Raw genomic sequence first — 24,636 nt, forward strand, 5'->3', positions numbered from 1 at the left:
AACCTTGAAACCTGAAATTATCATAGATCATCTATCTAAAAATTTTGGAAAAAGAGAAGCGCTACGGGATGTTTCACTACATATTCAACCCGGCATGTTCGGACTCCTTGGCAGAAACGGCGCCGGAAAAACGACCTTGATGAGGGTACTCGCGACCCTGCTTCATAAATCAGGCGGATCGGTTACGGTATGCGGCATTCCCATTGAACAATCAAAGGAAGTCAGGAAGCTCATCGGATATTTGCCTCAGGATTTCTCCATCTATCCCGGTATGACTGTGTACGCGGCCATGAATTATCTGGGAATATTATCAGAGTTACCCAAAGCGGCAAGGAAAGAACGGATATTCGCTCTCTTAAAACGGGTCAACCTCGAAGATTGCCTGAACCTCAAGGTAAAAGCATTATCGGGAGGAATGAAACGCCGGCTAGGCATTGCACAGGCCATTCTGCATGATCCCCAAATCTTGATTGTGGATGAACCTACCGCCGGGCTTGACCCCGAAGAGCGGATAAGGTTCCGCGATTTACTCTGTGAAATAGCAGAGAATAGAATCGTTATCCTGTCTACCCATATTGTAGAGGACATTGAAAAGACCTGTCAGAACATTGCTGTTCTGGACAAGGGCCAAATCATTTATCAGGGAGCACTGCAGCATTTCATCGGAAATGAACGTGGTCTGGAAGAAGCTTATATGAAACAGATGGGAGAACATCAACGATGAAGCTATTTCTCACAGAATGCCGGCAAACCTCCAAAAGCATGATCTACTTTGTGTTTATTGGCGTCATGCTCCTGTTCTACTTCACCCAACTGAGTGATTTTGCAGGAAGTGATATCGCTGAAATGCAGAACCCGTCCGGGTACAACAGCCAAAATCCTCTAATGAAGCCTCCGCCGGATGCTGATAATTACGGGTCCCGGGAAGCAGAAATTCCGGAACAGGTTATGCCGGCAGCCCTAAATCAATTGCTAAGCGAATATGCAAATAATCAATACACCACCTATCCGGTCGGCTTCTATAAGAATGTGAAGTTAAGTCAGAAGCAACAGGAGAAAGTGGCTGCGATCGTAAAAGACATCACAGGACAACGTCCGGAAGATCTGATGAATAAGCAGGACAAGTTTCCCATTCTGATCACTTACGAATCGTTTAAAGTCAAAATGGCCGAGCTCGATACCCTGCTGGGAGGAGGATCAAAATACGAAGAAAGCAGACTTCAAGAGTATGGAAACACCCCTGTTACTTACGAAGAAAAACTGGCGGAATACCATAATTTTATTCAAGTTGACCAGGTAACCGGTGCCTACGCCCGACTATTTTGTGATTATATGGGCATCGTAATCTCTTTATTTTCTGTTTTTGTACCCGTGGCCTTCTTAATCAGAGACCGAAAAGCCGGGGTCAAGGAGCTGCTTTATTCCCGCAAATACAGTTCAGCAGGCTTTATTCTGGCGAGGTATTTTGCACTGGTAACGATGCTGCTGCTTCCCGTCCTGTTATTGTCGCTCATTCCGCTGACTCAGCTGGCTCTGTATGGGAGCAGACACCATATCACAGTCGATTTATGGGCTTTTGCCAAATACATTTTGGCCTGGCTGCTCCCCACGCTGATGACAACCACAGCGGTAGCATTTGTATTGACAACGCTGACCGATACCCCCATTGCCATAGCGGTGCAGCTATTTTGGAGCTATACGGATTTACTCTCAGGCAGCTCCTATATTTACGGTGGACACTACGGTACACAGTTAGCTATCCGCCACAATACGTTGGACAATTTGCAGGCCATGCTGGATGGATTACCCGCCCTCATATTGAACAGAAGCCTTTATGTGCTGTTTTCGCTGCTTCTGGTAGGTATAACCATTGTGCTGTATGAGCTTAAGAGAAGGGGGAAGCTGGATGTCTATGGCCATTTTCACCAAATATTCAGAAATCGCAAAAGCCCAATTAAAGCTGACACTCTGGGTTAATTTTTTGCTGGCCTTGGCGCTTGCCCTGGGAACCCCCGTCCTGTTTGGCATACAATATCTTGACAGCAGGGCCTCCAGCTTCGTATTGGAACGTTTTCTCACGTTTACAGGAATTATTTTATGTACTCCCTTGTTTTTCCCGGAGCAGGACAATGCTGTAAAAGAATTAATCGGGTCTAAATACACCCCGTTTACAGGGGTACTCCTGATTAGGCTTATGTTAGCTCTGACGGTCCTGCTATGCCTCGTAAGCAGCTTTATTGGAGTAATGCTGTTGAACCATTGCCAGTTCGCAGCCGGGCCGTTTATCCTTGGCACCTTTGCCACTGCCCTGTTTTTGGGCTCCCTCGGGTTCCTGGCCTACTCGTTGTCGGACAACCTGGTCGCGGGGTACATGCTGCCGACAGTGTATTATATCCTGAATATGTTTTCGGGTGAGAAGCTGGGGAATTTCTACTTATTTTCGCTGTCCAAGGAGAGTATGAATGAGAAATATTGGCTCTTGGGCGGGGCTCTAGTCTTGTTTGCCGTCGGTACAGCCTACAGGGCCATTGTGAGGCAGGTAAGATAGCGTAAGAGGAACATCAAATGGATTCATCCGCTGATTTCCACAAAGAAAAAACAAGCAGCCCCTGACCCAAAAACACAGAGCAGCGCTTCTCAGTAAACGTGAGTAGCGCTGCTCTGCTGTTTTTTCCGTTTTTTAAAGGTCTATTTCCCGATCAGCTTGAAATCATCGAAATGAAACTCCGGGGATACAATGCAGGAGACCAGCACCGGTTCTTCCCCAAGCGGCCGGGCAGCCTGCCATACCCCTGGCGGAATCACAACCTGCGGCTGCTGGCCGGCAGCAACATCCAGGCCGAGAATCACCTCGGTCACGTTCTCCGGCTTGTCGCCGGTGCCCCCAAGGCTCAGAACAATCGGGCTGCCGGAATGCCACAGCCAGATTTCGGAGGAGAGCACCGTGTGCCACTCCGAGGCTTCATCCGCATGCAGCAAAAAATAAATGGAAGAGGCCGAGGCTCTTGGCCCGGAATAGCTCTCCCCCAGCGTTTCCTGCGGGATTTCAAAGGGAGCGTTCCACAGCCGTTTGTACCAGCCGCCTTCCACGTGAGGCTGCAGCCCCAGCGCTTCTACCAGCGGCGAAATTTCTTTTTGCGTCACCATATTCTCTCCTTAAAGTTTTGCGCAGCAAAACTGGCATCGTAAGCATAAGCTTAAGTTATGCGCGCAAAACTTGCGTTGTCAGCATTTGCTTAAGTTTTGCGCGGCAAAACTGCTTCGTAAGCATTACGCTTCGTTTTGCTTTTACTTTAACGGAATGTGCCGCAATTGTAAAATCTCCAGCCTACTTGCTTTCCTTGCTGGCCTTGAATACCTCAGCCATGGCGCCCAGCGTGCCCAGGGTTTCAACAGCGCTGGTAGGCAGGAACACCTTGTTGGCCGCGCCTTTGGAGATTTCGGTCAGTGCGTCAAAGGATTGATAGGCCAGCACCCGTTCATCCAGCCCTGCACTGCCGATCAGTTCAATCCGCGATTTCTCGGCTTCCGCTACCGCCTGGATCGCTTTGGCCTGCCCAAGCGCTTCCAGCTCCTGTGCCTGCCGCAAGCCTTCCGCCTGCCGGATGCGCGCTTCCTTGTCACCTTCCGCCTTGAGGATCTTACTCTGCTTGTCACCTTCAGCACGCAGGATCATATCCTGCTTGGCGGCTTCCGCCTCCAGCACAATCGCACGCTTGCTGCGCTCGGCCTTCATCTGCTTATCCATCGCTTCCTGGATATCAAGCGGCGGCTTGATATCGATCACCTCAACGCGCTCTATCCGCACGCCCCACTTCTCCGTCGCCTCATCCAGCGCCAGGCGGATATCCGAGGAAATCTTTTCCCGGCCGGACAAGGTTTCATCCAGCTCCAGCTTACCGATAATCTGCCGCATGGTGGCTGTGGAGATGTTGCGCACCCCGTATACATAATCGGAAATGCCGTAGGTTGCTTCTTCCGGTCCCACTACCTGATAGAAAATAATCGTATCAATCTGCACCTGCACATTATCCTTGGTAATCACGGTCTGCGGCGGCACATTAGCCTGCTGTATCCGCAAATCATGGTACGTGCGCACCTGGTCGATGATCGGAATGAGAACATTCAGACCGGGTGTGAGCAGCCGGTGGAATTTACCAAGACGCTCTACAACCCCTACCCGCTGCTGCGGTACGATTTTGACGGTCAGTGCCACAAATACGACAACAACAAAAACGATTATCCCAATAATAGCCCATTGCATCAGTACATATCCCCCCATCGTACTACTTCAATAATTGTGGAGCTTCTTCCGACCACTTTGACCACTTCATCCTTGCCCAGCGACTCTATCGAGGTTGCGCTCCAAGTATCGCCGCCTACCTTAACCTGGCCATACCGTCCCGGCTCAATCGGTGCTACGACCAACCCCTGCCTGCCGACAATATCCGTGCCTGTATCCTGGAACCCCCTCGAACTGCGGAATCTCGCCACAAGCGGCTTTGAGAAAATCGTCAACACCAGGGCAACCAGCGAGCCTGCCAAAACCTGCAGCAGTATCGCATCCGGCAGCAAAAGCGAAACCAGACAAGCCGCCAGAGCGCCAATGCTTAACCAGAGCAGATAAAACGTAAGCGTCATCATTTCAACGACAAACAGGACACCGGCTGCAATTAACCAAAACACCCAGACCACCATCGGTGAACCCACCACCTTCCGCTATATACTACTATAACGAAAAAAACGGCATGACGTTGCATAAGTTTTTTTGGAAATCCGGATACAGTACGGCATAGCCATTATATTTCAGCTAAAAATCCACACAAAAAGCTCGCAGAGAAGGCATCGCCTCATGCTGCAAGCTTATTCATCATCCTATCCGCTATTGCATCTCAAGTTCGGCTTCACTCCAATGAAGCTGGACACCATGCTCTGTTAAAAGCTGCTGATACGCCTTTAGATGGGCTTCAGACTCGTACACCCCGCGGGGCAGGACACGCCGCGTGCAGGCGTAGGAGGCAAGCAGCCCGGCAGCCTCACCGATGTTCCATTCAGTCGGGTGCAAGCGGTAGCACCCGTTCGCAATCTGGGTCATCGAAATATTTTTGCAGGCCGGAAGCAGGTTCGTGATACGTACAGGGATCAGCGAACCCAGCGGAATTTCATACGGGTGATTCGGAATGTAGAATGTGCGCTGGGACACTGTGGTAGGATGAAGATCCAGATGATAGCTGCCGACACCGACACTGTCTTCGTAGCGCATAGGGCCTAACGCGCCGCGCAGCTCTTTGCTTACATCCTGTTCGGTAACGGTATAGAGCCCCCGGATTCTTCTTGCTTCACGGATGTAGGGGGACTTCGCAAGCCCGTCCTCTGTCCCGAGCACGTCCCCGCGCAGCCTCACCCCTGGGTATCCCTTCCCGCCGTCCAGGCGCGGAGCCTCCGTCTGAAGCCAGTAGACGAGGGACAGCGTCAGCTGTCTGGCCCCTTTCAGATGCGACTCCCGTTCTGCAGGAGATACCCCGATCAGCGGACCGGCGTAATAATCGTTCAGCGCCCAGTTCAGCAGGGTTACTTCGCCGTCATTCAGCGGCTGGCTCCAGATGGAAGGATCGACAATCCGCCGGTAATCCCAGAGGGACATAATTCCCTCTTCATTGGGAAACATGGTGAACTGCTTCAGCTTGGTTGTGTCACTTGCATCGGAGGCGTACCAGCTGAGGATCGGGTACCGGGAAAAGGAGGGAACATACTGCCGCCAATAGTCATAATCCTCAGGGCGGTCTATCGTGAAATCGCCGTCCGGCACATAATCGACAGCAGCCACATGCGTAATCGACTGCATATCGAGCGGGTCCGCTTGTTCCAGCGCATGCGGCTCCCCGGTCTCCTTCTGTGATTCGGCACCACACACATGCTCTGCACCGGCGAGCGGCAGCAAATCCCCGCATTCCGTTGCATCCAGGTAATATGCGCCATGCAGCTTGATTTCAGCCCCGCTCTCCTTATGCAGGACCGTCACCTCCGTCACTTCATCTCCCGCCGTCTCCGCATGGACAGGCACCGTATGATACAGCACTTTAATCCGCCCCGTATTTATATAGGGAGCCAGCATTTCGTGCAGAACGCTTAACGCAACCTTCGGCTCATGGGCAAGCCGGCTGACCCAGCCGTTTCCGGGATTGAGCAGCGGATTATTCCTGGCAGATTCCGTAAGCGGATAATTCCGCCGGTAATAATCTCTCACCCTGCTGCGGAACTCCCGGTAAGATGCCGTGCAGCCGGAGCTCTCGATCCAGCGGTGCTCATCCGGCGGAACCGCCTGTGAGGTAAGCTGGCCTCCGAGCCAATCGGTTTCCTCGGTCATAATTACGCGCATCCCCGCTTTGGCTGCGGCGAGAGCCGCCGCCGTTCCGCCAAGCCCGCCGCCGATGATGATCACATCGCTTTGTCTTCTGCGCTCAAAGGTCATGCTGTGTCCTCCTTCCTGGAGCCGGCCGGCAGCTGCCCGAAGCGTTCCAGCGCGAGCTTGGCCGCCCCAAAGCAACCGGCCCGGTTCCCGAGTTCAGCCGCCGCAAGGAGCTCTGATAGACCTTCATCCTGCAGCTTGTTCTTCAGCAGCGGCCACCATATTTCCCGTTCATGGATAACCCCTCCGCCAATGATGATGCGTGCCGGATCAAATGTGACGCTGATATTGCCAAGCACAACCGCCAAATCTGCTGCGAAGCGTTCCAGCACCTGCAATGCGCCCGAATCCCCCGCCCGCGCATCGGCCATCAGCTCCGATCCATGTCCATAGGTCCGGCCTGTCAGCTCCAGCCCGAGCCGCAGCAGGGCGGAACCCGAGACATACTGCTCCACACAGCCCTGCTTGCCGCAATTGCAGGGGAGGCCGCCGGGAACCAGAACACTGTGTCCGAATTCTCCGCCGTTCCAATGGATGCCGCGGCCAAGAATACCGTGTATCATATAAGCCCCGCCTACACCGGTGCCCAGCGTGAGCATAACCAGGTCCTGATGTCCGCGCCCTGCTCCCAGCCACGCTTCACCCAGCAGCGCGGCATTGGCATCATTGTCGGCGGCAGCCTGGAGCCTGAAGGCATCGGCTGCCCACTCGGCAAGGTGAAGCCCCTGCCAGCCCTGCAGATTATCGGTGGCATACACCACCTGTCCCGTATCCGTATTCACTCTCCCCGCCGAAGCTATGCCGATTGCCTGAACCAAGGGGCAGACCTCCAGCAGCTCGCGGACCAGCGCTTCCAGCTTGCCCAATATTGCTTCCCTGCCCTGCCGGGCGTCCGTATCGCGCCTGGCTTCTGCCCACACAGCTCCAGTTTCGTCAATGACCAGTCCTTTGACGGCTGTACCCCCGATATCCACTCCGATGACTTGCCTCATCCCTCTCCCTCCTTTACCGCTATCGCTTCCCTTAATAGATTCGGTCAATGACAGCCCGTGCTGTCAGTTCCTTCATGTTTTTCGTCTCATCCGCATGTCTCCGCTCCAGCCCTTTACAGATCAGGTCAATAATGAACAGCTGGGAGATTTTCGCGCCCATGGACCCTCCTTCAAGAGGCGACTCCTTCCCGGCTGTCAGGAGAACGATATCTGCAATGGACGCTATGGGAGACTTGGCATAATTGGTCATGGCAATAACCTTTGCCCCGTTCTGCTTTGCTTTCATCAGCATATCATTGGTATCCAGTGTGCTTCCGGAGACGCTGATGCCGAAGGCGACATCCCCTTCGCCCATCGTTACAGCCATCATCGATTGGATGTGGCTGTCCGCAATCGCCTCAACCCGTCTTCCAATCCGCAGTAAGCGGTTTTTAGCATCCAGTGCAGTAATGGCTGATGAGCCCACTCCAAAAAACTGCATGTGGTGCGCCGCATCGATTTGATTAATGGCCTCTTCCAGCTGTTCACGGTCCAGCATACCGAGACTTGACTGGAGAATGTTGACCATCGACTCGTACAGAAGCGTCGCATCATCCGCGTCTCCGCCATCTCTTCCAGAAGGGGCCTGCTGCTTCGGCAGCCCTTGGGCAAGCATCAGCTTAAAATCCTGGTATCCCTTGAATCCGATTTTGCGGCAGAAACGCATAACCGTCGTCTCGCCTGTACCGGCAAAGTCCGCGAGCTCTGTTACAGAAAGGTAGATCAGGTTATCCGGGTGCTCAAGAACACATTTGGCCACCTTTTGCTCCGATTTGGTCATGGAGGGATAATACGTATTAATCCGGTCTGTCATTTCCATTGTTCATTTCCACCCTTCTTATTGCTGCCGCAAACCGCCCTGTAATCAACTGGGGTCTTGTTATGGCTGAACCCACCACTGCTGCATACGCACCCAAATCCATGGCCTTCCGGACCTGGTCCGGCTCAATCATCCTGCCTTCAGCCATAACAGGGATCGATAAGCGCTCAACCGCTTTTTGCAGCAGTTCAAAGTTAGGGCCCTCCTGTTGAAGGGAGTATGGTGTATAGCCCGAGAGTGTTGTTGAGACGCAGCTGACCCCCAGGGCTTCTGCATGGATAGCCTCCTCCAGAATCGAAATATCGCCCATTGAAGCTGTGCCGTTCCGGTTCAGAAAAGCAACCATTTGCTCCAGCGTACAGTCCTCCGGTCTCTTTTGCCCAGTCGCATCCAACGCAATCATATCGGCTCCTGCCTCAAGCAGTTCTTCTATTTCTCTTAGCGTCGGGGTGATGTACACCGCCGAACCCGGATAATCTCTCTTTACAATGCCGATAACAGGCAGTGAAACCGCGCTCTTGATGGCGCGGACATCCGCGGCACCGTTAGCCCGGATGCCAACCGCGCCCCCTTCCTCAGCAGCGGCTGCCATACGTGCCATCATTTCGGCACCATACAGCGGTTCACCCGGAAGTGCCTGACAGGATACGATCAGTCCGTGATGCAACTTCTGTATTATCGTATTCAGGGTCCCCACCCTCTCTCTTGTAGTCTACTTTTCCTTCTATTCTCCAGAAGGCACAAAACGGACGGACAATCCCACCTCAAACATCCGGTTCCACGGCATGTAGCAGTCTGTAATCTCTACCCTTCCCTCCGGGCCGTCAATTCTAACAGCCAACTCCTGACGCAGCCGTTGTTCAACCATGGACGCTACGCTCCCGCGCTGCCCGTCGAGCAGATATTTGCCGAAACCCATATCCTGGATCGGACCATCGCTGAGTTCGCCCCGGACAACCGAGCAGTAGCAGACATCTTCGGCATAACGGAGGCCGAGAAAATCCAAATGCTCCTGTGTACGTCCGTAATGCAGGTATATCATTGCTTGAGAAATGACTGTACCGAGCGTGTTGGAGCTTGTATTCCAGCCCGCATAACCGGCCAGCTTAAACAAAATATTTTTCTCCCGCAGCATCTTCACCAGCTTCTGGTCCCCGCCATTGGCGTATCCGACATCGGCTACGGCGACCGGCTTTCCCTTATGGTTCAAGATATAATTCCCGTATTCCACAATTTCCATCAGGTTCCGGTACACATCATAGCTGAAAAAGGAGCCCTGCTGCGAGGCCGCTTCGATCATTGTCTCACCCGGCGTATTGACCAGAAGCACAAGATCGGCCTCCCCGGCACTGGAGGCAATCAGGCCGCCCGCGGCTGTAATCTGGTACTTCAGCGTCTCATAGAAAAAACGGTCCTCGAACAGCGGGGTGACAAACGCCCCCTGTACCGATGACAGCCGCGGATAAATAAGCGGCACTGTTCCTGTGGCCTTATTGATCATCCGTGCCAGCAGGGTGCATCCCACCTCATCGGCGCCAGGGTACATATAAGCTCTAAGCTCCAGGTCAAGCTCAGTAATCCGTGAACGTACCTTCTGCTGGTCTTTGGCCGTATGTCCAAAGGGAGCCGAGTCATCCTGCGGAAAGATCATGAACCCGATAATGCCTTCCTTCACCAGCTCCAGCACCAGCTTGTTCGCTTCGATATTGATGCTCCGCCGGCCCAGATAATCATCCAGTATTTCCCGGGGCAGGCGGTCTTCAATTTCTGCAAGCTCCTGAAGTTCCTCGTCTGATGCCGCTCCCAGCTCCTTGCGGTGGCTGATGAAGCCTTTGCGAAAAATTTCCCGTCCCCAGTCGGCATAGTAATCCGGTTCTTCGTCCGAAAGTGAATACTGCGGGCAGCGCATAATGAGCTGAAAGGCATAAATGACCAGCTTCGGGTGCCTGCGTTTGAGGGCGCGCAGCTTATCCAGCCTTGCAGCCAGCTCCTCCAGCTTCAAGCTGTGCAATCTGGAAGGAATAATCCCTCCATATAGCAGCGTATCCAAAGCAACCACTGCTCCATCCGCCTGACAGCAGGCTTCCTCGAACCATGTCCACAACCCGTCTACATCTCCGGGACGTTTTTTCAGTCCCATCAGCTGCATCGGGGGACGCAGCACCTCAAATTCTGTTCCCCTGGCCAAAAGAGGGGGAAACCCGTAATTGCAGGGCCGCTCATCCAGCGGCACAAAAGCGATTGTGTATGACTTCGACATGAATACCCGCCATCCTCTCAATCAGTATGCGCCATCTAACCTTTGATGGCGCCTGCGATTCCTTCCATATAATATCTCTGTGTGAACAGAAAAACGACAATAATTGGCGTAACCGATATCATAGTTCCCGCGGCAATCCAGCCAAAGTTATAGGAGAACTGGCCGTTCAGGTACGTGAGCGCTGCAGCCAGCGGATATTTTCCCGGGTCTTCAAGTACAACAATCGGCCACAGGAAGTTATTCCAGAACGCCATAACCTCAAGCAGCCCAATCACGGCAATCCCCGGCTTGACGAGCGGCAGGACGAGCTGCCAGAAGATGCGCAGCTCTGAAGCGCCATCCATTTTCCCCGAATCGCGGATATCGGACGGAACCCCCAGAAAGGTCTGGCGCATCAGAAAGATATTGAATACCGAGACGGCGGCCGGAAGCACCACGCCCAGAAATGAATTTCCCAGCTGAAAGGCCTGGATGGTCAAATAATGCACGATCATCGCTGTCGAGGACGGAATAATCATAGTGGCTATCAGCAGTGAGAAGACGATATTCCGGCCTTTGAAGTGAAAAACAGCCAGCGGATATGCCGTCAGGCTGGACAGCAATATATTAAATACTACCCCAAGCGCCGTAATAATGACTGTGTTCGAGATATACCGCGGGAAGGACATGAACTTCCAGACCTGCACGTAGTTGTCAAAGTCGATGAACGTCGGCAGGATGGCCGGCGGGCTTGAGAACACATTCCTGCCGGGCATCAGCGATACGCTTAGCAGCCAGAGAAAAGGTCCCATCATGAACAGGGCTAACAGAATTAACAGAATGTAGATGATCGTATAGCGGATTCCTGTGATCAGCTGTTTGGTTGATCTGCTGGTTGGGTTCAATATGAGTTCACCCCGCCTTTCCGATTGAGCCGGAATACCAGAACGCTTAGCGCCCCTACAAGAACACTGACTATCAGGCCAAGGGCCGACGCATATCCGAAGTTGAACTGTTCCAGCCCCTTTTGAAAAATATACACGCTTGAGGTAAGAGTGGAGGTTCCCGGTCCGCCCTTTGTCAGAATGTACACCTCATCAAATACCCGGATTGCCCCCATAACCGAGATCAGTGTACAGAACAGGATATGGGGTCTCAGCAGGGGAATAGTGACATGAATGATAAGCTTCAGGAAGTTCGCCCCGTCCACTCTGGCCGCTTCATACAGATCAGAGGGAACACCCTGAAGACCTGCCAGGTAGAGCATCATATAATAACCGAGGCCTTTCCACATGGTGATAAACATCAGAACATACAGGGCAGTGGTGCTGGTTGACAGCCATGATACCTGTCCGCTGATGATTCCCGCCTGTATAAGCAGATAATTAACCACCCCGTTATTGCCCAGCAGCCAGCTCCAAATCAGGGCCACCGCCACCATCGAAGTCACGACCGGAATGTAATAAGCTGTCCGGAACATCTTCACGCCCGGAATGCGGCTGTTTACAAGGATAGCCATGAGGATGGAAATCACCTGAATAACCGGAACAATCAAGACATACACCAGCGAATTCCATAACGAAATGATAAAATTGTGATCCTGAAAGGCTCTGGTGAAATTCTCAAAACCCACATAGTGCGTTTCGGTAATGACCGAATAATCGGTTAATGAAAGCGGAATTCCGTAAATGATCGGCCAGAATGTAAAAGCAGCGAGAAACAAAAGACCCGGCGTCATAAACGCCCAAGCGCTGAAAGACTCGGAACGAAACCAGCTCTTCATTCAATCTTCCTCCCTTCCGCTCTTTTCTAAAAGAGGGGAGGAGCAGCGCCTCCCCGAATCGCAACCGGATTATGAACCCTGGCTTATGATTCTGTTCACTTCCTTCTCCACGGCATCCAGTGTCTGCTTGATGTCCGCCCCGTTTAGCAATATTTCCTGGAATCCGCGGGCAATGGCGGAGTTGATATCGGATGCGTTTGGAACTCCGACCATATAATCGGTAGCTTTATCCAGGCTTTGCGAAGAAACAACCTTCGCCTCAGCTTCAAGAGTGCCGTCGGATTCCGTGAAGAAAGGATCTTGGATCGATGCTTTAGAGGACGGCAGTGTGTTGGCAACCTTGGAGAAGGCAGTCTGATTATCCGCATTGGTCACGAACGCGGCGAATTCCACCGCCTGCTCCGGATTTTTCGACTTTTGCGGCACAACCAGGTCCATGGAATTGGAGAGGCGCAGGTTGGCTTTGCCTGTTGGAAGCTGAACCGCAATCGTATTTGCATACACATCCGGCGCCGAGGTTTTGATAAAATTGATAAACGTTGGTCCTGACAGCTGGAAAGCTACCTGTTGACCGGAAAAATACTGGATCTGCTTTTTGAAATCCGCATCCTCCTTCAGAACCACGCCTTCTTTCATCAAATCGCGCATTTGGGAGATCATTGCCTCAGCTTCAGGCGTATTGAAGGCCGCTGCCGTTTTGTCCTCATTCAGAATGGAGATTCCATCTATCGGGAACAGCTTGGATACAAGCTGCTGCGCATAACCGGCCGCACCGGTCTGCTTATGAATCTGACGGGCCCACTCGATCAGCTCTTCCCGGGTTTTCGGCGGATTGGCCGGATCCAGGCCTGCCTTCTCCACGAGCTTTTTATTCATGAATAAGACTTCCGTACCTGTATACCATGGAAGAGAATAAGCTTTGCCGTCAATAACAGTAGAGTTATAAATCCCTTCAAAGTAAGAATTCCTCTCTTCATCCGTTAGATATTCCGTCAAATTCAGTAAAGCACCCTTGCTCCCCAATTGGCTGGCAAATTCTGTATTGAGATTTACTACATCGGGACTTTTGCCGCTGGCTGTACTTGTCAGCAGCCTTTGTGAGATGGCATCGTAGGGATAGTCCTTCCATTCAACCGTTACACCAGGGTGGCTTTCCTCGTATTTCGCGATCAGATCATTGAAATAATCATTAAAGGTAGGCTGCAGGGCAATCGTCCAAAATTCCAGCGTAACAGGTTCCGCTTGGGGACTATCCGTCTGTTCAGCAGGTGCACCGGTGGCATTTGCAGTGTTGGCCGGAGCAGCCGGATTCCCATTTTCTCCACACCCGGCAAGCAGCATCGACAACGCCAATACAACGAACAGCGACAGAATAAAGAACGGTCTGTTTGTCCTCACACAAAATCCCCCTTAATAGTGGTGTAAGACGAGAGTTATGCCAATGTCAGATTCCCTAACTTAACCCTCTCTTTCTTAGGAGTATAGCAGGCTTTGCCATAAAAATGAATATTTTTTTCTAAAATAAAATAAAAAAAGAAATTTTTCTCCATTTTGTCCGCAAAAAAGCTTGCAGAGAAAAGCGATGCCTTCCCTGCAAGCTTGTGTCAAACAATCTGAATCTGTACGGCAACCCATGATTACAATAAATGCGGCTTAAAAAGGTGTACCCCTCCCAAATTGATTATATCTTGATCGGGGGAGTCTGGTTATGTGACGGACTGAGGAGCTTCACCGAACCACAGAGGGTCTGACCTTATTCACAGATTTAGAACTAATGCGGTACCCGCTTTTAGTCCAGCTGCCATAGGGCCGGTGTTACCGCCGGTTCCCAACCCTCCAGCGAAGTATGCGATTGCAGACAGATGTACGTTTTGCCGCTGTAGCTTACTTTATCGCCTGTTGTATAGGCCACTCCTGCGGCCCAGGCGGATGCGCCGGGCGTGGCCGACGGATTGACTGTAGCGGTTGGCACGGGTGTTGCCGTCTGTACAGGCGTTGATGTTGGTTTCACCGTAGCCGTCGGCGTTGGCGTTGGCGTGGTATTGCCGCAGCTGCCGATCGCCTTCCAGGCCCCGAAGGCCCCGCTCAGGTCAGGGCGTTCCCCCTGTGTCCACCACTGGGCTTCATACAGCACACCTTCATAGGAGGCCTGCTGGCCCTTGGTATATACGGCTGTTGCGCTCCAAGCCTCTGCCGAACATTGTCCCGGTGTTGCCGTCGGCGTTACAGTAGATGTAGGCGTTGGGGTTGGTTTCACTGTAGCCGTTGGCGTCGGCGTCGGTGTAGCCGTTGGTTTCACTGTGGCCGTTGGCGTTGCTGTTGGTTTCACTGTAGCTGTTGGCGTTGGTGTCGGTGTAGCCGTCGGTTTCACTGTGGCTGTTGGCGTTGGTGTCGGCTTCGCGGTAGCCGTTGCCGTGGCTGACGGTGTCGGGGTTGGGGTCACACCTCCATACAGCTTGTCGTATTCCTTCTGCGACGAGCTGCCGTTCAGGATAAAACGCTGCGGACCGCCGGAGAAATTCAGCTTCATCATGCCCTGCAGCTCAAGTGTCGCACCATTTGCTATGGCTTGCGACGCCGTTCCGGTCAGCCGGTAGCGGTTGAAATCCCAGGCTGTCGAGATTTGCTCCACAGCTCCCGCTCCCCAGGCTGAGGTCAGCGCAGTTGTGGTCGGCAGATCAAATTCAAGCTTCCAGCCCCCGGGAATCTCCGCTCCAGTATTGTTGGTTATTTTCAGCGAATAGGTGTAGTTCGGGTGATCGTAGGTGCCGCCGAAGGAAATGCTGAAATTTTTGGGTGAAGGCAATACCGGCTTGACGGGGCCGCCCGGTTGCCCAGCCGTTTTCAACTGTTCGTAGGCATAGTCGGTCAGCGAGCTGCCGTATGTGTATGTGCCGTCCGCCTGCTGGGAATAGTCTCCCGTCAGCTCCCAGAGCATCATCCCGCCGAGGCCTTTTTCCTTTATATAGTTCAGCTTGTAGCCCAGCGATTCCTTATCCTCATAAGTCAGGAACACCTTCTTGTCTGCGTTGTACAGATACGGTGTTTTGGTTACAGGGTCAAAAAACCGCTGATTGGCCGGATCTTTCAGCAGATTCAGGATATGCCAGACGGGGTTAGCCCCGGAAGGCTTCTCCGGAGCAGGATCATTCCAGATGCCGTAAATTCCGTCTGCTCCCCCGCCCGTAGTCGGAGCAGTACCATAGAGGCCCGTGTTATTAATTCCGCCACTGACATTTTTCCAGCCCCGCGAGTAGTAAGGAACCCCAATGACGATTTTTTCAGGCGGAAGTGTACCGAGATAGTACCGGACTGCCCAGTCCGTGTTCAGCACCGGCGTACCCAGTGCAGCCGTTTCCGTGTCGCGGGAATCCGGGTAGAGGGCGGATTGCGGCCCCACATAGCCGTTCCACGCGCCGTGGAAATCATAGGTCATGAGATTTGCCCAATCCAAATAGGAATTCGCTTCACCAAGCTTCATCCCGCCGAGAACCCACGAAGAAGCCGTCGCAGCGATAGTCAGGTCATATTTCTGGTTATCCTGCGCACCCGCGAGATCCAGCTTTTCACGCAGCTTTTTCATCAGAAGCACATAGTTGTCATAATTGACCGCACGCAAAGGCTCGGCCATGGAGGAGTCTATCGGGTTGCCGGAAAGTGCGGTGCCGGACGGATATTCCCAGTCAATATCTACCCCGTTGAACTGATATGTGCGCAGAAAATCCACCACGCTGTTGGCAAAGGTCTCCCGGCCTGCCGCCGAATTCGCCATATTGTAAAAACCGCCTGAGGCGGCCCAGCCGCCGACGGAAATCAGGGTGCGCACATCCGGGTAGAGCCGTTTGTATTTGATCAGCTGATTAAAATGCCCTTTGAACGGCACATCGGTAAGCTGGCCGGAATAGTCTTTTTCAATCGCCGCTGTACGGTCCATGAAGTCAATTTTGTTCTGGGCATTCACTTTGGCAAAAGCATAGTTAATGTGTGTGATTTTGCTCCAAGGAATTTTACTCACCGTATAAAAGCCTTTGTTCTCCTGATCCCCCCATTCAGGGAAATAGGCAACAATCTTGCGGGGATGGTCCGCAGCAGGCGGTGGTGCCTCAGCAGCAGCTCCGGCCGCGACTGCTACCAGCCTAGCGCTGCTTCCTGGCCCTGGATAGAAGGGCAAGAGAAGGGTCAGCCCCATCAATACCGCCAGCAGAGAAGGTAATGTTACACGCCTTGACTTCAATCGTTTCATCTTGCATTCCTCCACTTTCAGATCATGTTATTGCCATAAAGTGCAGAAACGGCGTTCGCTTGCGCAAATCCTGTACCGTTAAAATAGACCCGGAAGGGAGGTTGCTGCCGGAACGCCGTTGTATGATGCCTGCCCTATTGTTCTAGTTCAGCTGCCATAGGGCCGGTGTTACCGCCGGTTCCCAGCCCTCCAGCGAGGTATGAGATTGCAGGCAGGTGTACGTTTTGCCGCTGTAGCTTACTTTATCGCCTGCTGTATAGGCCACTCCTGCGGCCCAGGCGGATGCGCCGGGCGTGGCAGACGGATTGACTGTAGCGGTTGGCACGGGTGTTGCCGTCTGTACAGGCGTTGATGTTGGTTTCACCGTAGCCGTCGGCGTTGGCGTTGGCGTGGTGTTGCCGCAGCTGCCGATCGCCTTCCAGGCCCCGAAGGCCCCGCTCAGATCAGGGCGTTCCCCCTGTGTCCACCACTGGGCTTCATACAGCACACCTCCATAGGAGGCCTGCTGCCCCTTGGTATATACGGCTGTTGCGCTCCAAGCCTCCGCCGAACATTGTCCCGGTGTTGCCGTCGGCGTCACAGTAGATGTAGGCGTTGGGGTTGGTTTCACTGTAGCCGTTGGCGTCGGCGTCGGTGTAGCCGTCGGTTTCACTGTGGCCGTTGGCGTTGCTGTTGGTTTCACTGTAGCTGTCGGCGTAGGGGTCGGCACTACTCCGCCGCCCAGATCGGTGTTCAGCTTGGTTTGCAGCGTTTTGTTGCGGTCGCCGCTGGTCTCCCAGAACATCGCTCCTGCTAGGCCTTTGGTTTTGATGTAGCTGGTTTTGTAGCCGATGGACTCCGCGTCATCATAGCTGATGAATGTTTGTGTAGTCGGATTATAGAGATATGGAACTTTCGCGGTGTTGTTCCAATAGCGCGTATAGCCGTTTTTGTTGATATAGTTGGCTTCGAGATCCCAGAAATCATAATTTCCCTTTTCCCAAGTGCCTGTGGACGAAATACCGGCTGACACCTGATATTGCCCGTTTCCTGTACCCGGCGCACCGCCCCAGCCGCGCCCATAGAACGGCAGGCCCAAGACGAGCTTGTTCGCCGGGACCCCGTTTGCCAGATAGCTTGTGACAGCCTTGTCGATATTGAAATTCTCCGGATCGGTCAGACCTGACGAGGCTGCCGCCGGGTCATAGTAGAGCGGAGAATTGTGTCCGGTAGTCGTGTTCCAGCTGCCATTGAAGTCATAGGTCATAATGTTGATCCAGTCAACAATGGCCGCAATCCCGCTGAGATTGTTATTCTGAACGTAGGCAGGGCTTGCTCCGGAGGCAATGGTCAGCAGATAGGTTTTGCCGTCAGCGGTTCCGGCGGCATTCAGCTTTTCACGGATTTTCTGCAGCAGCAGCACATAATTCTGCTTATCCTCCGGACGGTAGCTGTTTCCTGCCAGCCCTCCGCTGACCGGGTATTCCCAGTCCAGATCGACACCATCCATATGATATTTGCGGATGAAATCGACTGCGGAATTCGCGAATACTTCACGGGTCGCTGCTGTAGCGGCAACATCCGAGAAACGGTTTGACCAGGTCCAGCCGCCAATGGATATCACCGTTTTGAGATTCGGGTTCTTTTCTTTCAGTTTCCAGAGCTGCTTCAGGTTGCCTTTAATCGGATCATCCCACTTGTCATCCCCAAAGCTTTTCTGGGCATCAATCCAGGGATCACCCAGCACAACCGTTCCATTCGGAACGCTGATCGTTTGGCCTTGCTCATTTTGGCAGGTCCAGGTGACCGGATTCGGTCCGGTCGGGTCAGGATTGCCGTGAACCCCGTTCCAGCATATATCGGCAAACGCGTAGTTGATCACATTCATTTTACCGGGATCGATATCCGTTACGTTGTAGGACCGCCCGTAGGCCGCCCAGGAAGCATAATAACCGACGAGCTTGTAACCCGCAGCCGCATTTGCAGTTTTGACACTGGTGCCTATCGTTGAAAAGAGTGCGATTACAAGAGCAACGGCCATGCCAAGCGCAAAGGTTTTTCGAAATCTGCTGTTTTTCGACTTCATTTTCATTTACCTCCTCGGTTCAATGCATAGCTTACAGTACTGCTTTACAGGCAAAGCTCCCCAAAGTCACCTCCTGGTTCGGATTCACCTTCATCCAGTGTCTCTATCAGATTCACGAGATCAGGATGGTAGATTAAGCACACAAAAAAGCGCACGAAAAATAATCTGTGCCCTTACTGGTATTGCTGTTCACGGGTTGCAATCTCGGTAATGTTGTCCGGGCACCTGCTTATACCTGCATAACGGTTGGGGGGATGGTGTGCATGGAGTGGGAGAATTCATAACGAAAGAAGGATGAAGGCAATCTTATTGTCATATAAAGCACCTGATTAATCTAGGGAGAAATTTCCATAGTCGGGGGATAATATCATCTAATTTCCAAATTATGTACCAAAAAAAGGCTACACTGTCCCTCACTTGGGCAGCATAGCCTTCATTCATTTTAAGTCAAGGTTGCTTTTACTGATTCTGCTGATTCTGCTGCGCCGCAAGCTTCCCGGTTAAGAGCATAAGCGCCTTGCCCCGGTGGCTGATCGCCTGCTTCTCTTCCAGCGTCAGCTCGGCCATGGTTTTTTCATACTCTGCCAGGTAAAAGAGGGGATCATAGCCGAAGCCGCCTGCCCCCGCCTGCTCGGAGGTGATCCAGCCTTCCACGGTTCCCTCAGCCGTCAATTCTGTGCCCGTCACTGGGTCGTACAAAGATAAAGCACAGACAAAGCGGGCTGTACTTAGCAGCGGCTGGCCGGTGTCTTCCCCCTGCTTCAGCTTCTCCAGCTCGTTCAGCAGCTTCAGATTATTCTCCATATCGTCCGCGCCCTCACCCGCATAACGGGCCGAGTAGACCCCCGGTTTTCCATCCAGGGCATCGACACAGAGACCGGAGTCATCCGCCAGAACGGGGAAGCCGAGAGCGTCCCCGACCGTTTTTGACTTTTTCAGCGCATTCTCGGCAAAAGTCGTTCCATCCTCCACCACATCGGGCAGACCGGGATAATCGAACATGCTTTTAACGGTCAGGCCAAGCGGTGCAAACGCATGCTGGAACTCGCGCACCTTGCCTTTATTCTTCGTCGCTACAATCAGAACACCGCTGCCGGACTCCATACTACACCTCTTGGCCGGTTTGGCCTGCAGGAATTTTGAGCGCGATGGCTCCCAGCACTTCCTTCTGCACAGCGATCAGCTCATAAATCCCCTTCTCGCCCAGGCCCAGCAGCTGATCCAGCTCCTGACGGGTGAACGGACGCTCTTCGCCGGTGCCCTGGACCTCTACAAAAGCCCCGCCGCCGGTCATCACCACATTCATATCGACCTTCGCCTTGGAATCCTCTTCATAGTTCAGATCGAGCAGTGTCTCATCGCCGACAACCCCCACGCTGATCGCCGCCAGATAATCTGTAATCGGAAACACGCTCAGCTTATGCTGCAGCGCAATTTTGTTAACCGCAAAAGCCATGGCTACAAAAGCGCCCGTAATCGAAGCCGTCCGGGTCCCGCCGTCTGCCTGAATGACATCGCAGTCCAGCGTAATGCTGCGCTCGCCGAGAGCATGCAGGTTCACTACGGAACGCAGCGCCCGGCCGATCAGCCGCTGTATTTCCATCGTGCGTCCGGTCAGCTTGCCGCGTGCCGCTTCCCGCTGGTTGCGCGTCTGTGTGGCACGGGGAAGCATGGAGTACTCAGCTGTGACCCAGCCTTTGCCCTGTCCTTTCAGGAACGGAGGAACCTTCTCATCCACAGTTGCCGTACAAACAACCTTGGTGTCCCCCATCTCAATGATTACAGAACCTTCAGCATATTTATTGGTTTGGGTAGTTATTGTCAGCGGCCTAAGCTGATCTGCATGGCGCCCGTTTGATCTCATCTTTTCTGCCTCCTACATCTTTAGCTCTAAGTTTGTTGTGAATTCCGCCTGGCCTTGTGCACGTATGTTTACGGGTAATAAAGCCCCTGCATCAACATTTCGCCCTCTTATATTCTAAGCAGAAAGGGATGCCGTCCTCGACTGCTCAGGACGGCATCACCATTTAAGTTCAGCTATAAGATTTGGAAGAGCCTGCACGATAGCTTAGTGCCTTGTTCCCGCAGCACAGATACCTGCAACGCTTACGGCAAACAGCCGGTTCAGGAGAGTTCGTTCTCCTTCAGGCAGCCGTTTCTTGTTAGCAAGCTTTATTCTACCAAAGAGCAGGCATAAAAGCATCTTTTGACCCTGCTTTCGATTCTACAGCGGGAGCACGTTCACATATTCCGGCGCCGAAACCGGTTGTCCGTAATCTACATTATTGGTGCCGGTTACGGTCTTTTGCCCGTTCATGCGGATTTGCACCAGTGCATCGTCCGAGTTCTGGGCAACGGTAAGCACGACCGATTCCAGCATTTCCGCCGGTACGCCCTTGCCGTCGGCGAACATATCATCGTTGAGGGAAACCGTGACCACTCCGTTCTGGCCCGCTTCCACGGAATCCAGCACAGTTTCCTGGGTCATCACCATCTCCAGCCCCTTCTCTGATTCCGGTCCGGCAATCAGCTCATTCAGCGCCGCTTTCAGCGTATCCTGCCCTGCGGGTACAAAGCGGGTAACAGGTACATAATACTGATGAGTGCCGTCAGACGTTGCTGCGGAAAAATATACGGTAACCGCGCTTGAATTCATCAGCAGCGGGCCGTGTTTCGGCAGATTGATTCCCAGAGCGCGTGTTAACGGGCGGTCCAGCGGTGTGTCCTGCAGCGGCATCTCCGTAAGCTTCTTGCCATCCACCCACAGCTGTACTCCCTGAATCCCGTCCTGGCCGGTGAGTGTCCAGGTGATCGCTTCAAGGATTTTGCGCTCATCTGCGGGTTCGTAATCGTTAAACTTGGAATTGAACTCAACCACAGCCAGTTTATCCTTGTCTACGGTGATATTCTTTACCTCGGTACCGGCAGGAAGCACACCCTTGAAGCCTTCCGGCAATGCCGAAGCATATTGTCCCTTACTGACGAGCGCAGCAAGCGAATCCTTCAGCATGGCGGTGTTATCGCCTTCCGGCAAGCTTAGGGACACCGGTGCGAGCAGGCCGTTGCCATCCTCCAGGAAAACGGTTGTCCGTTCCCCGGCTGCAGCCGCAGGCGCTGTATCCGTGCTCACCCCTGCCGCAAGATCGGCCTCATCCAGCGCTACAGGCCCGAGTACCCCTGTATCCGGCGTTCCCTCGCCGCTGACCTGCAGCATCTGCGCTTCGACCTCACTGGGAGGCGGGTCTACCGATGCCGACTCCGAACCGAACAGGCCGCAGCCGGACAAGGTTAATGGAACTGCGAGCAGGCAAGCCGCGGACAGCCCGCGGATTGGTTTCATATGCTTCATGAATGATTACCCCTTTCAACGCTTGAGATCAGTTGTACTGCTATGTATACGAGCCCTCTGCTCAAAAAATAACAACAGCTTATCCTAAATTGCCGGTTTCTGGACAATTACTGCGCAGACAGAGTACAATTTTCTAAACCAATCAAACTAAGACATAAATTACGGGGTGACTGAACATGGCTGATGCTAATGCAAAAATACCTTACAGTCTAAACAGCAAAAAGGTCGCGGAAGCAACCACATTCTGGCTGCATAAACGCGGAGTAACCTTGGAAGAAATCGCCGAGCTGGTGCTGCTGCTGCAGAAGAAATACTATCCGGGTCTGACCATGGAAGAATGTGTGCATAACGTAGAAATGGTACTGAGCAAACGCGAGGTGCAGAATGCTGTGCTGACCGGCATCCAGCTGGATGTGCTGGCCGAAGAGGGCAAGCTGCTCTCCCCTCTGCAGGAGATGATTGAAAACGACGAAAGCTTATACGGCGTAGATGAAATTCTGGCTTTTTCGATTGTGAACGTATACGGAAGCATCGGCTTCACCAACTATGGTTATGTGGACAAGCTGAAGCCCGGTGTGCTGGAGCGGCTGAACGACAAAAGCACCGGCCAAATCCATACCTATCTGGACGATATTGTCGGGGCTGTAGCTGCCGCCGCCAGCTCCCGCATCGCACACCGGAAGCAGGCCGAGCGCGAACAGGAGCTGGGCCAGCCGCATGCGCCCGAAGATCTTGAGGCAGCCTCCCGGAAGGCGGCAACGGACAAGCTGCAGCCCGAGTGAAGCGGGCAAGTTTTGCCGGATGGGTCAGCTAATCCGGGAGGAATCTCGGGTGGATGTTCGGGTAGAATCGGGTAGATGCTCGGCAGAATATCGCGTAGATGTTCGGCGGAATACCGGGTAGATGCCCGGCGGAATATCGCGTAGGTGCTCGCGGAATACCGGGTAGATGCCCGGCAGAATATCGCGTAGATGCTCGGCGGAATATCGCGTAGATGTTCGGCGGATTACCGGGTAGATACTCGGCAGAATATCGCGTAGATGCTCGGCGGATTACCGGGTAGATGCCCGGCAAAATATCGCGTAGATGCTCGGCGGAATACCGGGTAGATACTCGGCGGAATTTAGCACAGCCCCCCCCTTTTTTTACCGGCCTGCAGAAATAGGTTTACGTTTTTCCGTACCCTGGGTTGTGTGAGTAAGAACGTTTGGAATAATAGATTGGAAAGAGGGTGAAACACCAGGATGACTTATTCGTTTGTAATCAGCCCGGTGTCCGTACAGGATTTTGAGAGCGAAGATGAGCTGATCGAGCGCTGCAAGGAATGGAATCTTTTGTCCAGTACAGCTACCCGGGTAAAAACTTATCTGTACAAGCGGCAAGGGCTCACGCTGCCTTGTGAAATTGTCGGATACGTGGATCCGCAGACCGTTGTGATTCAGTTTGAGAATAAGCAGCAGCACTGCATTCATCCCGCTTATCTAAAAGAAATGCAGACCGCCGCCTTCGGCTCAAGGGCAGGCGCAGCTTCCGATGCGGTGAAGACGGAGGACTCCGGGACCTCTCCTGAAGAGGTTATCGCGGAAGACAGGGATGCCGACGCTGCAGATGCAGCACCCGGAGCTGAAGGGGACGAAAACGTCCAGGCCGCAGCCGAAACATCTGCAGGCACTGGGGCAGCTGCAGCAGTAGCTGGGGCAGGGGCGGGTGCTGAGGCAGATGCAGCAACTGTCGCTGGAGCTGGTGCTGCTGTTGCCGGGGCAGGTGCTGCTGTTGCCGGGGCAGGTGCTGCTGTTGCCGGGGCAGGTGCTGCTGTTGCCGGGGCAGGTGCTGCCGAGGTAGATGCGACAGTTGCTGGGGCAGCACCTGCCGATGAAACGCCGGAGGCTCCGAAGAAGCCTGCTAAATCCAAAAAGAAGCCGGCCCTTGTCCTGCCGGACGAGAAACTCCAGATGACAGCCACTGTCAAAGAGTTCACAACCGTGCCCAATCATTTCTCGGATAACGACGACGAGGTAATTATTTATGACGTGGTGACCGTGGAGGGACAAGATCTTGCCATCGAGGAGGTCTGGTCCAGCCACAGCGCCACGCTGAAAAAGCTGGAGCTGGCCGTCGGCGATACTCTCTCCTTCGAGGCAAAGATCGTCGCCAAAAAGCTTACCCAGCATCCGGTCAAATACAAAATCAACAACCCGTCCAAGATAAAAAAAGTGGACTAGCCGTCTATATGCAGTACGAACCAGCCCCGGGCGCTTCAACCAGCCCGGGGTTCTTCAACAACGGTATTTTTGCCGTTGTTTCGGAGCAAACCCGTCTCGCGGGCTCCAGCAACGGCACTTTTGCCGTTATTTCGGGGCGAACCCATCTCGCGGGCTTCAACAACGGCATTTTTGCCGTTGTTTCGGAGCAAACTCGCCTCGCGGGCTCCAGTAACGGCATTTTTGCCGTTGTTTCGGAGCAAACCCGTCTCGCGGGCTCCAGCAACGGCACTTTTGCCGTTGTTTTGAAGCAAACCCGCCGGCGGCGCTTCAGTAACGGCACTTTTGCCGTTGTTGGTATACACCGTTCACCACGGCAGTGCAGCCGTCTTGGATTTCATTCTAGCGTTTGCCTAAAGAACGACTCTCCATGAACCCCACGGCAACTTTAAGTGGAAAAAGGATAACTAATTTGCTTGCTCACCCTTTTTTTCGG

General features: G+C 53.2%; 22 protein-coding genes. 5 read left to right on the plus strand and 17 right to left on the minus strand.

Features of this window, described 5'->3' with window-relative positions:
* Positions 1 to 4: 4 nt before the first annotated feature.
* From PRIO_RS27095 to PRIO_RS27105, 3 genes are read left to right on the plus strand one after another with little or no spacing between them, the layout of a single operon-like run.
* Positions 5 to 724 (plus strand): ABC transporter ATP-binding protein, encoded by a 720-nt coding sequence (locus tag PRIO_RS27095; RefSeq protein WP_020426295.1) that lies wholly within the window; start codon positions 5 to 7, stop codon positions 722 to 724.
* Positions 721 to 1,977: an ABC transporter permease gene (locus tag PRIO_RS27100; RefSeq protein ID WP_020426294.1), complete on the plus strand. Its 1,257-nt coding sequence runs from the start codon at positions 721 to 723 to the stop codon at positions 1,975 to 1,977. Before PRIO_RS27095 ends, PRIO_RS27100 begins: the two co-directional genes overlap by 4 nt.
* On the plus strand, positions 1,907 to 2,548 hold the full coding sequence (locus PRIO_RS27105; protein WP_141639045.1) for a hypothetical protein: 642 nt from the start codon (positions 1,907 to 1,909) through the stop codon (positions 2,546 to 2,548). Before PRIO_RS27100 ends, PRIO_RS27105 begins: the two co-directional genes overlap by 71 nt.
* 140 nt (positions 2,549 to 2,688) lie before the next feature.
* Here the strand turns inward: PRIO_RS27105 and PRIO_RS27110 are convergent, their stop codons facing one another.
* The 16 genes from PRIO_RS27110 to PRIO_RS27185 form a co-directional block, all read right to left on the minus strand.
* The gene (locus PRIO_RS27110) at positions 2,689 to 3,147 is read right to left on the minus strand and encodes a cupin domain-containing protein (RefSeq protein ID WP_020426292.1); all 459 of its coding nucleotides are present in this window, start codon (positions 3,145 to 3,147) and stop codon (positions 2,689 to 2,691) included.
* Positions 3,148 to 3,328: 181 nt separating this feature from the next.
* Positions 3,329 to 4,264: an SPFH domain-containing protein gene (locus PRIO_RS27115; protein ID WP_020426291.1), complete on the minus strand. Its 936-nt coding sequence runs from the start codon at positions 4,262 to 4,264 to the stop codon at positions 3,329 to 3,331.
* A complete protein-coding gene (locus PRIO_RS27120; protein WP_231869763.1) occupies positions 4,264 to 4,686 on the minus strand; it encodes an NfeD family protein in 423 nt (140 codons plus the stop codon). Before PRIO_RS27120 ends, PRIO_RS27115 begins: the two co-directional genes overlap by 1 nt.
* A gap of 196 nt (positions 4,687 to 4,882) precedes the next feature.
* Complete coding sequence (locus PRIO_RS27125; protein ID WP_020426289.1) at positions 4,883 to 6,472, minus strand: FAD-dependent oxidoreductase; 1,590 nt, start codon at positions 6,470 to 6,472, stop codon at positions 4,883 to 4,885.
* Positions 6,469 to 7,401: an ROK family protein gene (locus tag PRIO_RS27130; protein WP_020426288.1), complete on the minus strand. Its 933-nt coding sequence runs from the start codon at positions 7,399 to 7,401 to the stop codon at positions 6,469 to 6,471. The genes PRIO_RS27125 and PRIO_RS27130 overlap by 4 nt, the downstream gene beginning before the upstream one ends.
* A gap of 31 nt (positions 7,402 to 7,432) precedes the next feature.
* The gene (locus PRIO_RS27135) at positions 7,433 to 8,260 is read right to left on the minus strand and encodes a MurR/RpiR family transcriptional regulator (RefSeq protein ID WP_020426287.1); all 828 of its coding nucleotides are present in this window, start codon (positions 8,258 to 8,260) and stop codon (positions 7,433 to 7,435) included.
* The gene (locus PRIO_RS27140; protein ID WP_407944507.1) at positions 8,238 to 8,939 is read right to left on the minus strand and encodes an N-acetylmannosamine-6-phosphate 2-epimerase; all 702 of its coding nucleotides are present in this window, start codon (positions 8,937 to 8,939) and stop codon (positions 8,238 to 8,240) included. Before PRIO_RS27140 ends, PRIO_RS27135 begins: the two co-directional genes overlap by 23 nt.
* A gap of 45 nt (positions 8,940 to 8,984) precedes the next feature.
* Positions 8,985 to 10,520, minus strand: a complete 1,536-nt coding sequence (locus PRIO_RS27145) for a DUF4127 family protein (RefSeq protein WP_020426285.1) — start codon at positions 10,518 to 10,520, stop codon at positions 8,985 to 8,987.
* A gap of 35 nt (positions 10,521 to 10,555) precedes the next feature.
* Positions 10,556 to 11,404 carry a carbohydrate ABC transporter permease gene (locus PRIO_RS27150; protein ID WP_020426284.1) on the minus strand — a complete coding sequence of 283 codons (849 nt, stop codon included), beginning with the start codon at positions 11,402 to 11,404 and terminating at the stop codon, positions 10,556 to 10,558.
* Positions 11,401 to 12,282, minus strand: a complete 882-nt coding sequence (locus PRIO_RS27155) for a carbohydrate ABC transporter permease (RefSeq protein ID WP_020426283.1) — start codon at positions 12,280 to 12,282, stop codon at positions 11,401 to 11,403. The genes PRIO_RS27150 and PRIO_RS27155 overlap by 4 nt, the downstream gene beginning before the upstream one ends.
* 69 nt (positions 12,283 to 12,351) lie before the next feature.
* Complete coding sequence (locus PRIO_RS27160) at positions 12,352 to 13,680, minus strand: ABC transporter substrate-binding protein (protein ID WP_020426282.1); 1,329 nt, start codon at positions 13,678 to 13,680, stop codon at positions 12,352 to 12,354.
* A 391-nt stretch (positions 13,681 to 14,071) separates the two neighbouring features.
* Positions 14,072 to 16,525 carry a glycosyl hydrolase family 18 protein gene (locus PRIO_RS27165; protein WP_052741526.1) on the minus strand — a complete coding sequence of 818 codons (2,454 nt, stop codon included), beginning with the start codon at positions 16,523 to 16,525 and terminating at the stop codon, positions 14,072 to 14,074.
* A 142-nt stretch (positions 16,526 to 16,667) separates the two neighbouring features.
* Positions 16,668 to 18,596, minus strand: a complete 1,929-nt coding sequence (locus PRIO_RS27170; RefSeq protein WP_046505565.1) for a glycosyl hydrolase family 18 protein — start codon at positions 18,594 to 18,596, stop codon at positions 16,668 to 16,670.
* 453 nt (positions 18,597 to 19,049) lie between these two features.
* Positions 19,050 to 19,694, minus strand: coding sequence for an XTP/dITP diphosphatase (locus PRIO_RS27175; protein WP_046505568.1), 645 nt, complete (start codon positions 19,692 to 19,694; stop codon positions 19,050 to 19,052).
* 1 nt (position 19,695) lies between these two features.
* Positions 19,696 to 20,454, minus strand: a complete 759-nt coding sequence (gene rph, locus PRIO_RS27180) for a ribonuclease PH (protein WP_020426432.1) — start codon at positions 20,452 to 20,454, stop codon at positions 19,696 to 19,698.
* Between the two features lie 360 nt (positions 20,455 to 20,814).
* Complete coding sequence (locus tag PRIO_RS27185; protein WP_020426433.1) at positions 20,815 to 21,939, minus strand: GerMN domain-containing protein; 1,125 nt, start codon at positions 21,937 to 21,939, stop codon at positions 20,815 to 20,817.
* Positions 21,940 to 22,115: 176 nt separating this feature from the next.
* Here PRIO_RS27185 and PRIO_RS27190 point away from each other — a divergent pair, with 176 nt between their 5' ends.
* On the plus strand, positions 22,116 to 22,721 hold the full coding sequence (locus tag PRIO_RS27190) for a phosphatidylglycerophosphatase A family protein (RefSeq protein WP_020426434.1): 606 nt from the start codon (positions 22,116 to 22,118) through the stop codon (positions 22,719 to 22,721).
* Between the two features lie 462 nt (positions 22,722 to 23,183).
* On the plus strand, positions 23,184 to 24,161 hold the full coding sequence (locus PRIO_RS36465) for a hypothetical protein (protein ID WP_046505571.1): 978 nt from the start codon (positions 23,184 to 23,186) through the stop codon (positions 24,159 to 24,161).
* 35 nt (positions 24,162 to 24,196) lie between these two features.
* Here PRIO_RS36465 and PRIO_RS27200 read toward each other — a convergent pair whose 3' ends face one another.
* Entirely contained in the window at positions 24,197 to 24,505 is a 309-nt protein-coding gene (locus tag PRIO_RS27200; RefSeq protein WP_046505573.1) for a hypothetical protein, read from the minus strand.
* Between the last annotated feature and the right edge of the window lie 131 nt (positions 24,506 to 24,636).

Origin of the sequence: Paenibacillus riograndensis SBR5, from assembly GCF_000981585.1 — a bacterium.
In the GTDB taxonomy this organism is placed as follows: domain Bacteria; phylum Bacillota; class Bacilli; order Paenibacillales; family Paenibacillaceae; genus Paenibacillus_AQ; species Paenibacillus_AQ riograndensis.

Bases quoted from the DNA above. Each gene is read 5' to 3' on its own strand.
- PRIO_RS27100 (WP_020426294.1), top strand. From the start codon at position 721: ATGAAGCTATTTCTCACAGAATGCCGGCAAACCTCCAAAAGCATGATC.
- PRIO_RS27105 (WP_141639045.1), top strand. From the start codon at position 1,907: ATGTCTATGGCCATTTTCACCAAATATTCAGAAATCGCAAAAGCCCAA.
- PRIO_RS27110 (WP_020426292.1), bottom strand. From the start codon at position 3,147: ATGGTGACGCAAAAAGAAATTTCGCCGCTGGTAGAAGCGCTGGGGCTG.
- PRIO_RS27115 (WP_020426291.1), bottom strand. From the start codon at position 4,264: ATGCAATGGGCTATTATTGGGATAATCGTTTTTGTTGTTGTCGTATTT.
- PRIO_RS27125 (WP_020426289.1), bottom strand. From the start codon at position 6,472: ATGACCTTTGAGCGCAGAAGACAAAGCGATGTGATCATCATCGGCGGC.
- PRIO_RS27130 (WP_020426288.1), bottom strand. From the start codon at position 7,401: ATGAGGCAAGTCATCGGAGTGGATATCGGGGGTACAGCCGTCAAAGGA.
- PRIO_RS27135 (WP_020426287.1), bottom strand. From the start codon at position 8,260: ATGGAAATGACAGACCGGATTAATACGTATTATCCCTCCATGACCAAA.
- PRIO_RS27145 (WP_020426285.1), bottom strand. From the start codon at position 10,520: ATGTCGAAGTCATACACAATCGCTTTTGTGCCGCTGGATGAGCGGCCC.
- PRIO_RS27155 (WP_020426283.1), bottom strand. From the start codon at position 12,282: ATGAAGAGCTGGTTTCGTTCCGAGTCTTTCAGCGCTTGGGCGTTTATG.
- PRIO_RS27165 (WP_052741526.1), bottom strand. From the start codon at position 16,525: ATGAAACGATTGAAGTCAAGGCGTGTAACATTACCTTCTCTGCTGGCG.
- PRIO_RS27170 (WP_046505565.1), bottom strand. From the start codon at position 18,596: ATGAAAATGAAGTCGAAAAACAGCAGATTTCGAAAAACCTTTGCGCTT.
- PRIO_RS27175 (WP_046505568.1), bottom strand. From the start codon at position 19,694: ATGGAGTCCGGCAGCGGTGTTCTGATTGTAGCGACGAAGAATAAAGGC.
- rph (WP_020426432.1), bottom strand. From the start codon at position 20,454: ATGAGATCAAACGGGCGCCATGCAGATCAGCTTAGGCCGCTGACAATA.
- PRIO_RS27185 (WP_020426433.1), bottom strand. From the start codon at position 21,939: ATGAAGCATATGAAACCAATCCGCGGGCTGTCCGCGGCTTGCCTGCTC.
- PRIO_RS27190 (WP_020426434.1), top strand. From the start codon at position 22,116: ATGGCTGATGCTAATGCAAAAATACCTTACAGTCTAAACAGCAAAAAG.
- PRIO_RS36465 (WP_046505571.1), top strand. From the start codon at position 23,184: ATGACTTATTCGTTTGTAATCAGCCCGGTGTCCGTACAGGATTTTGAG.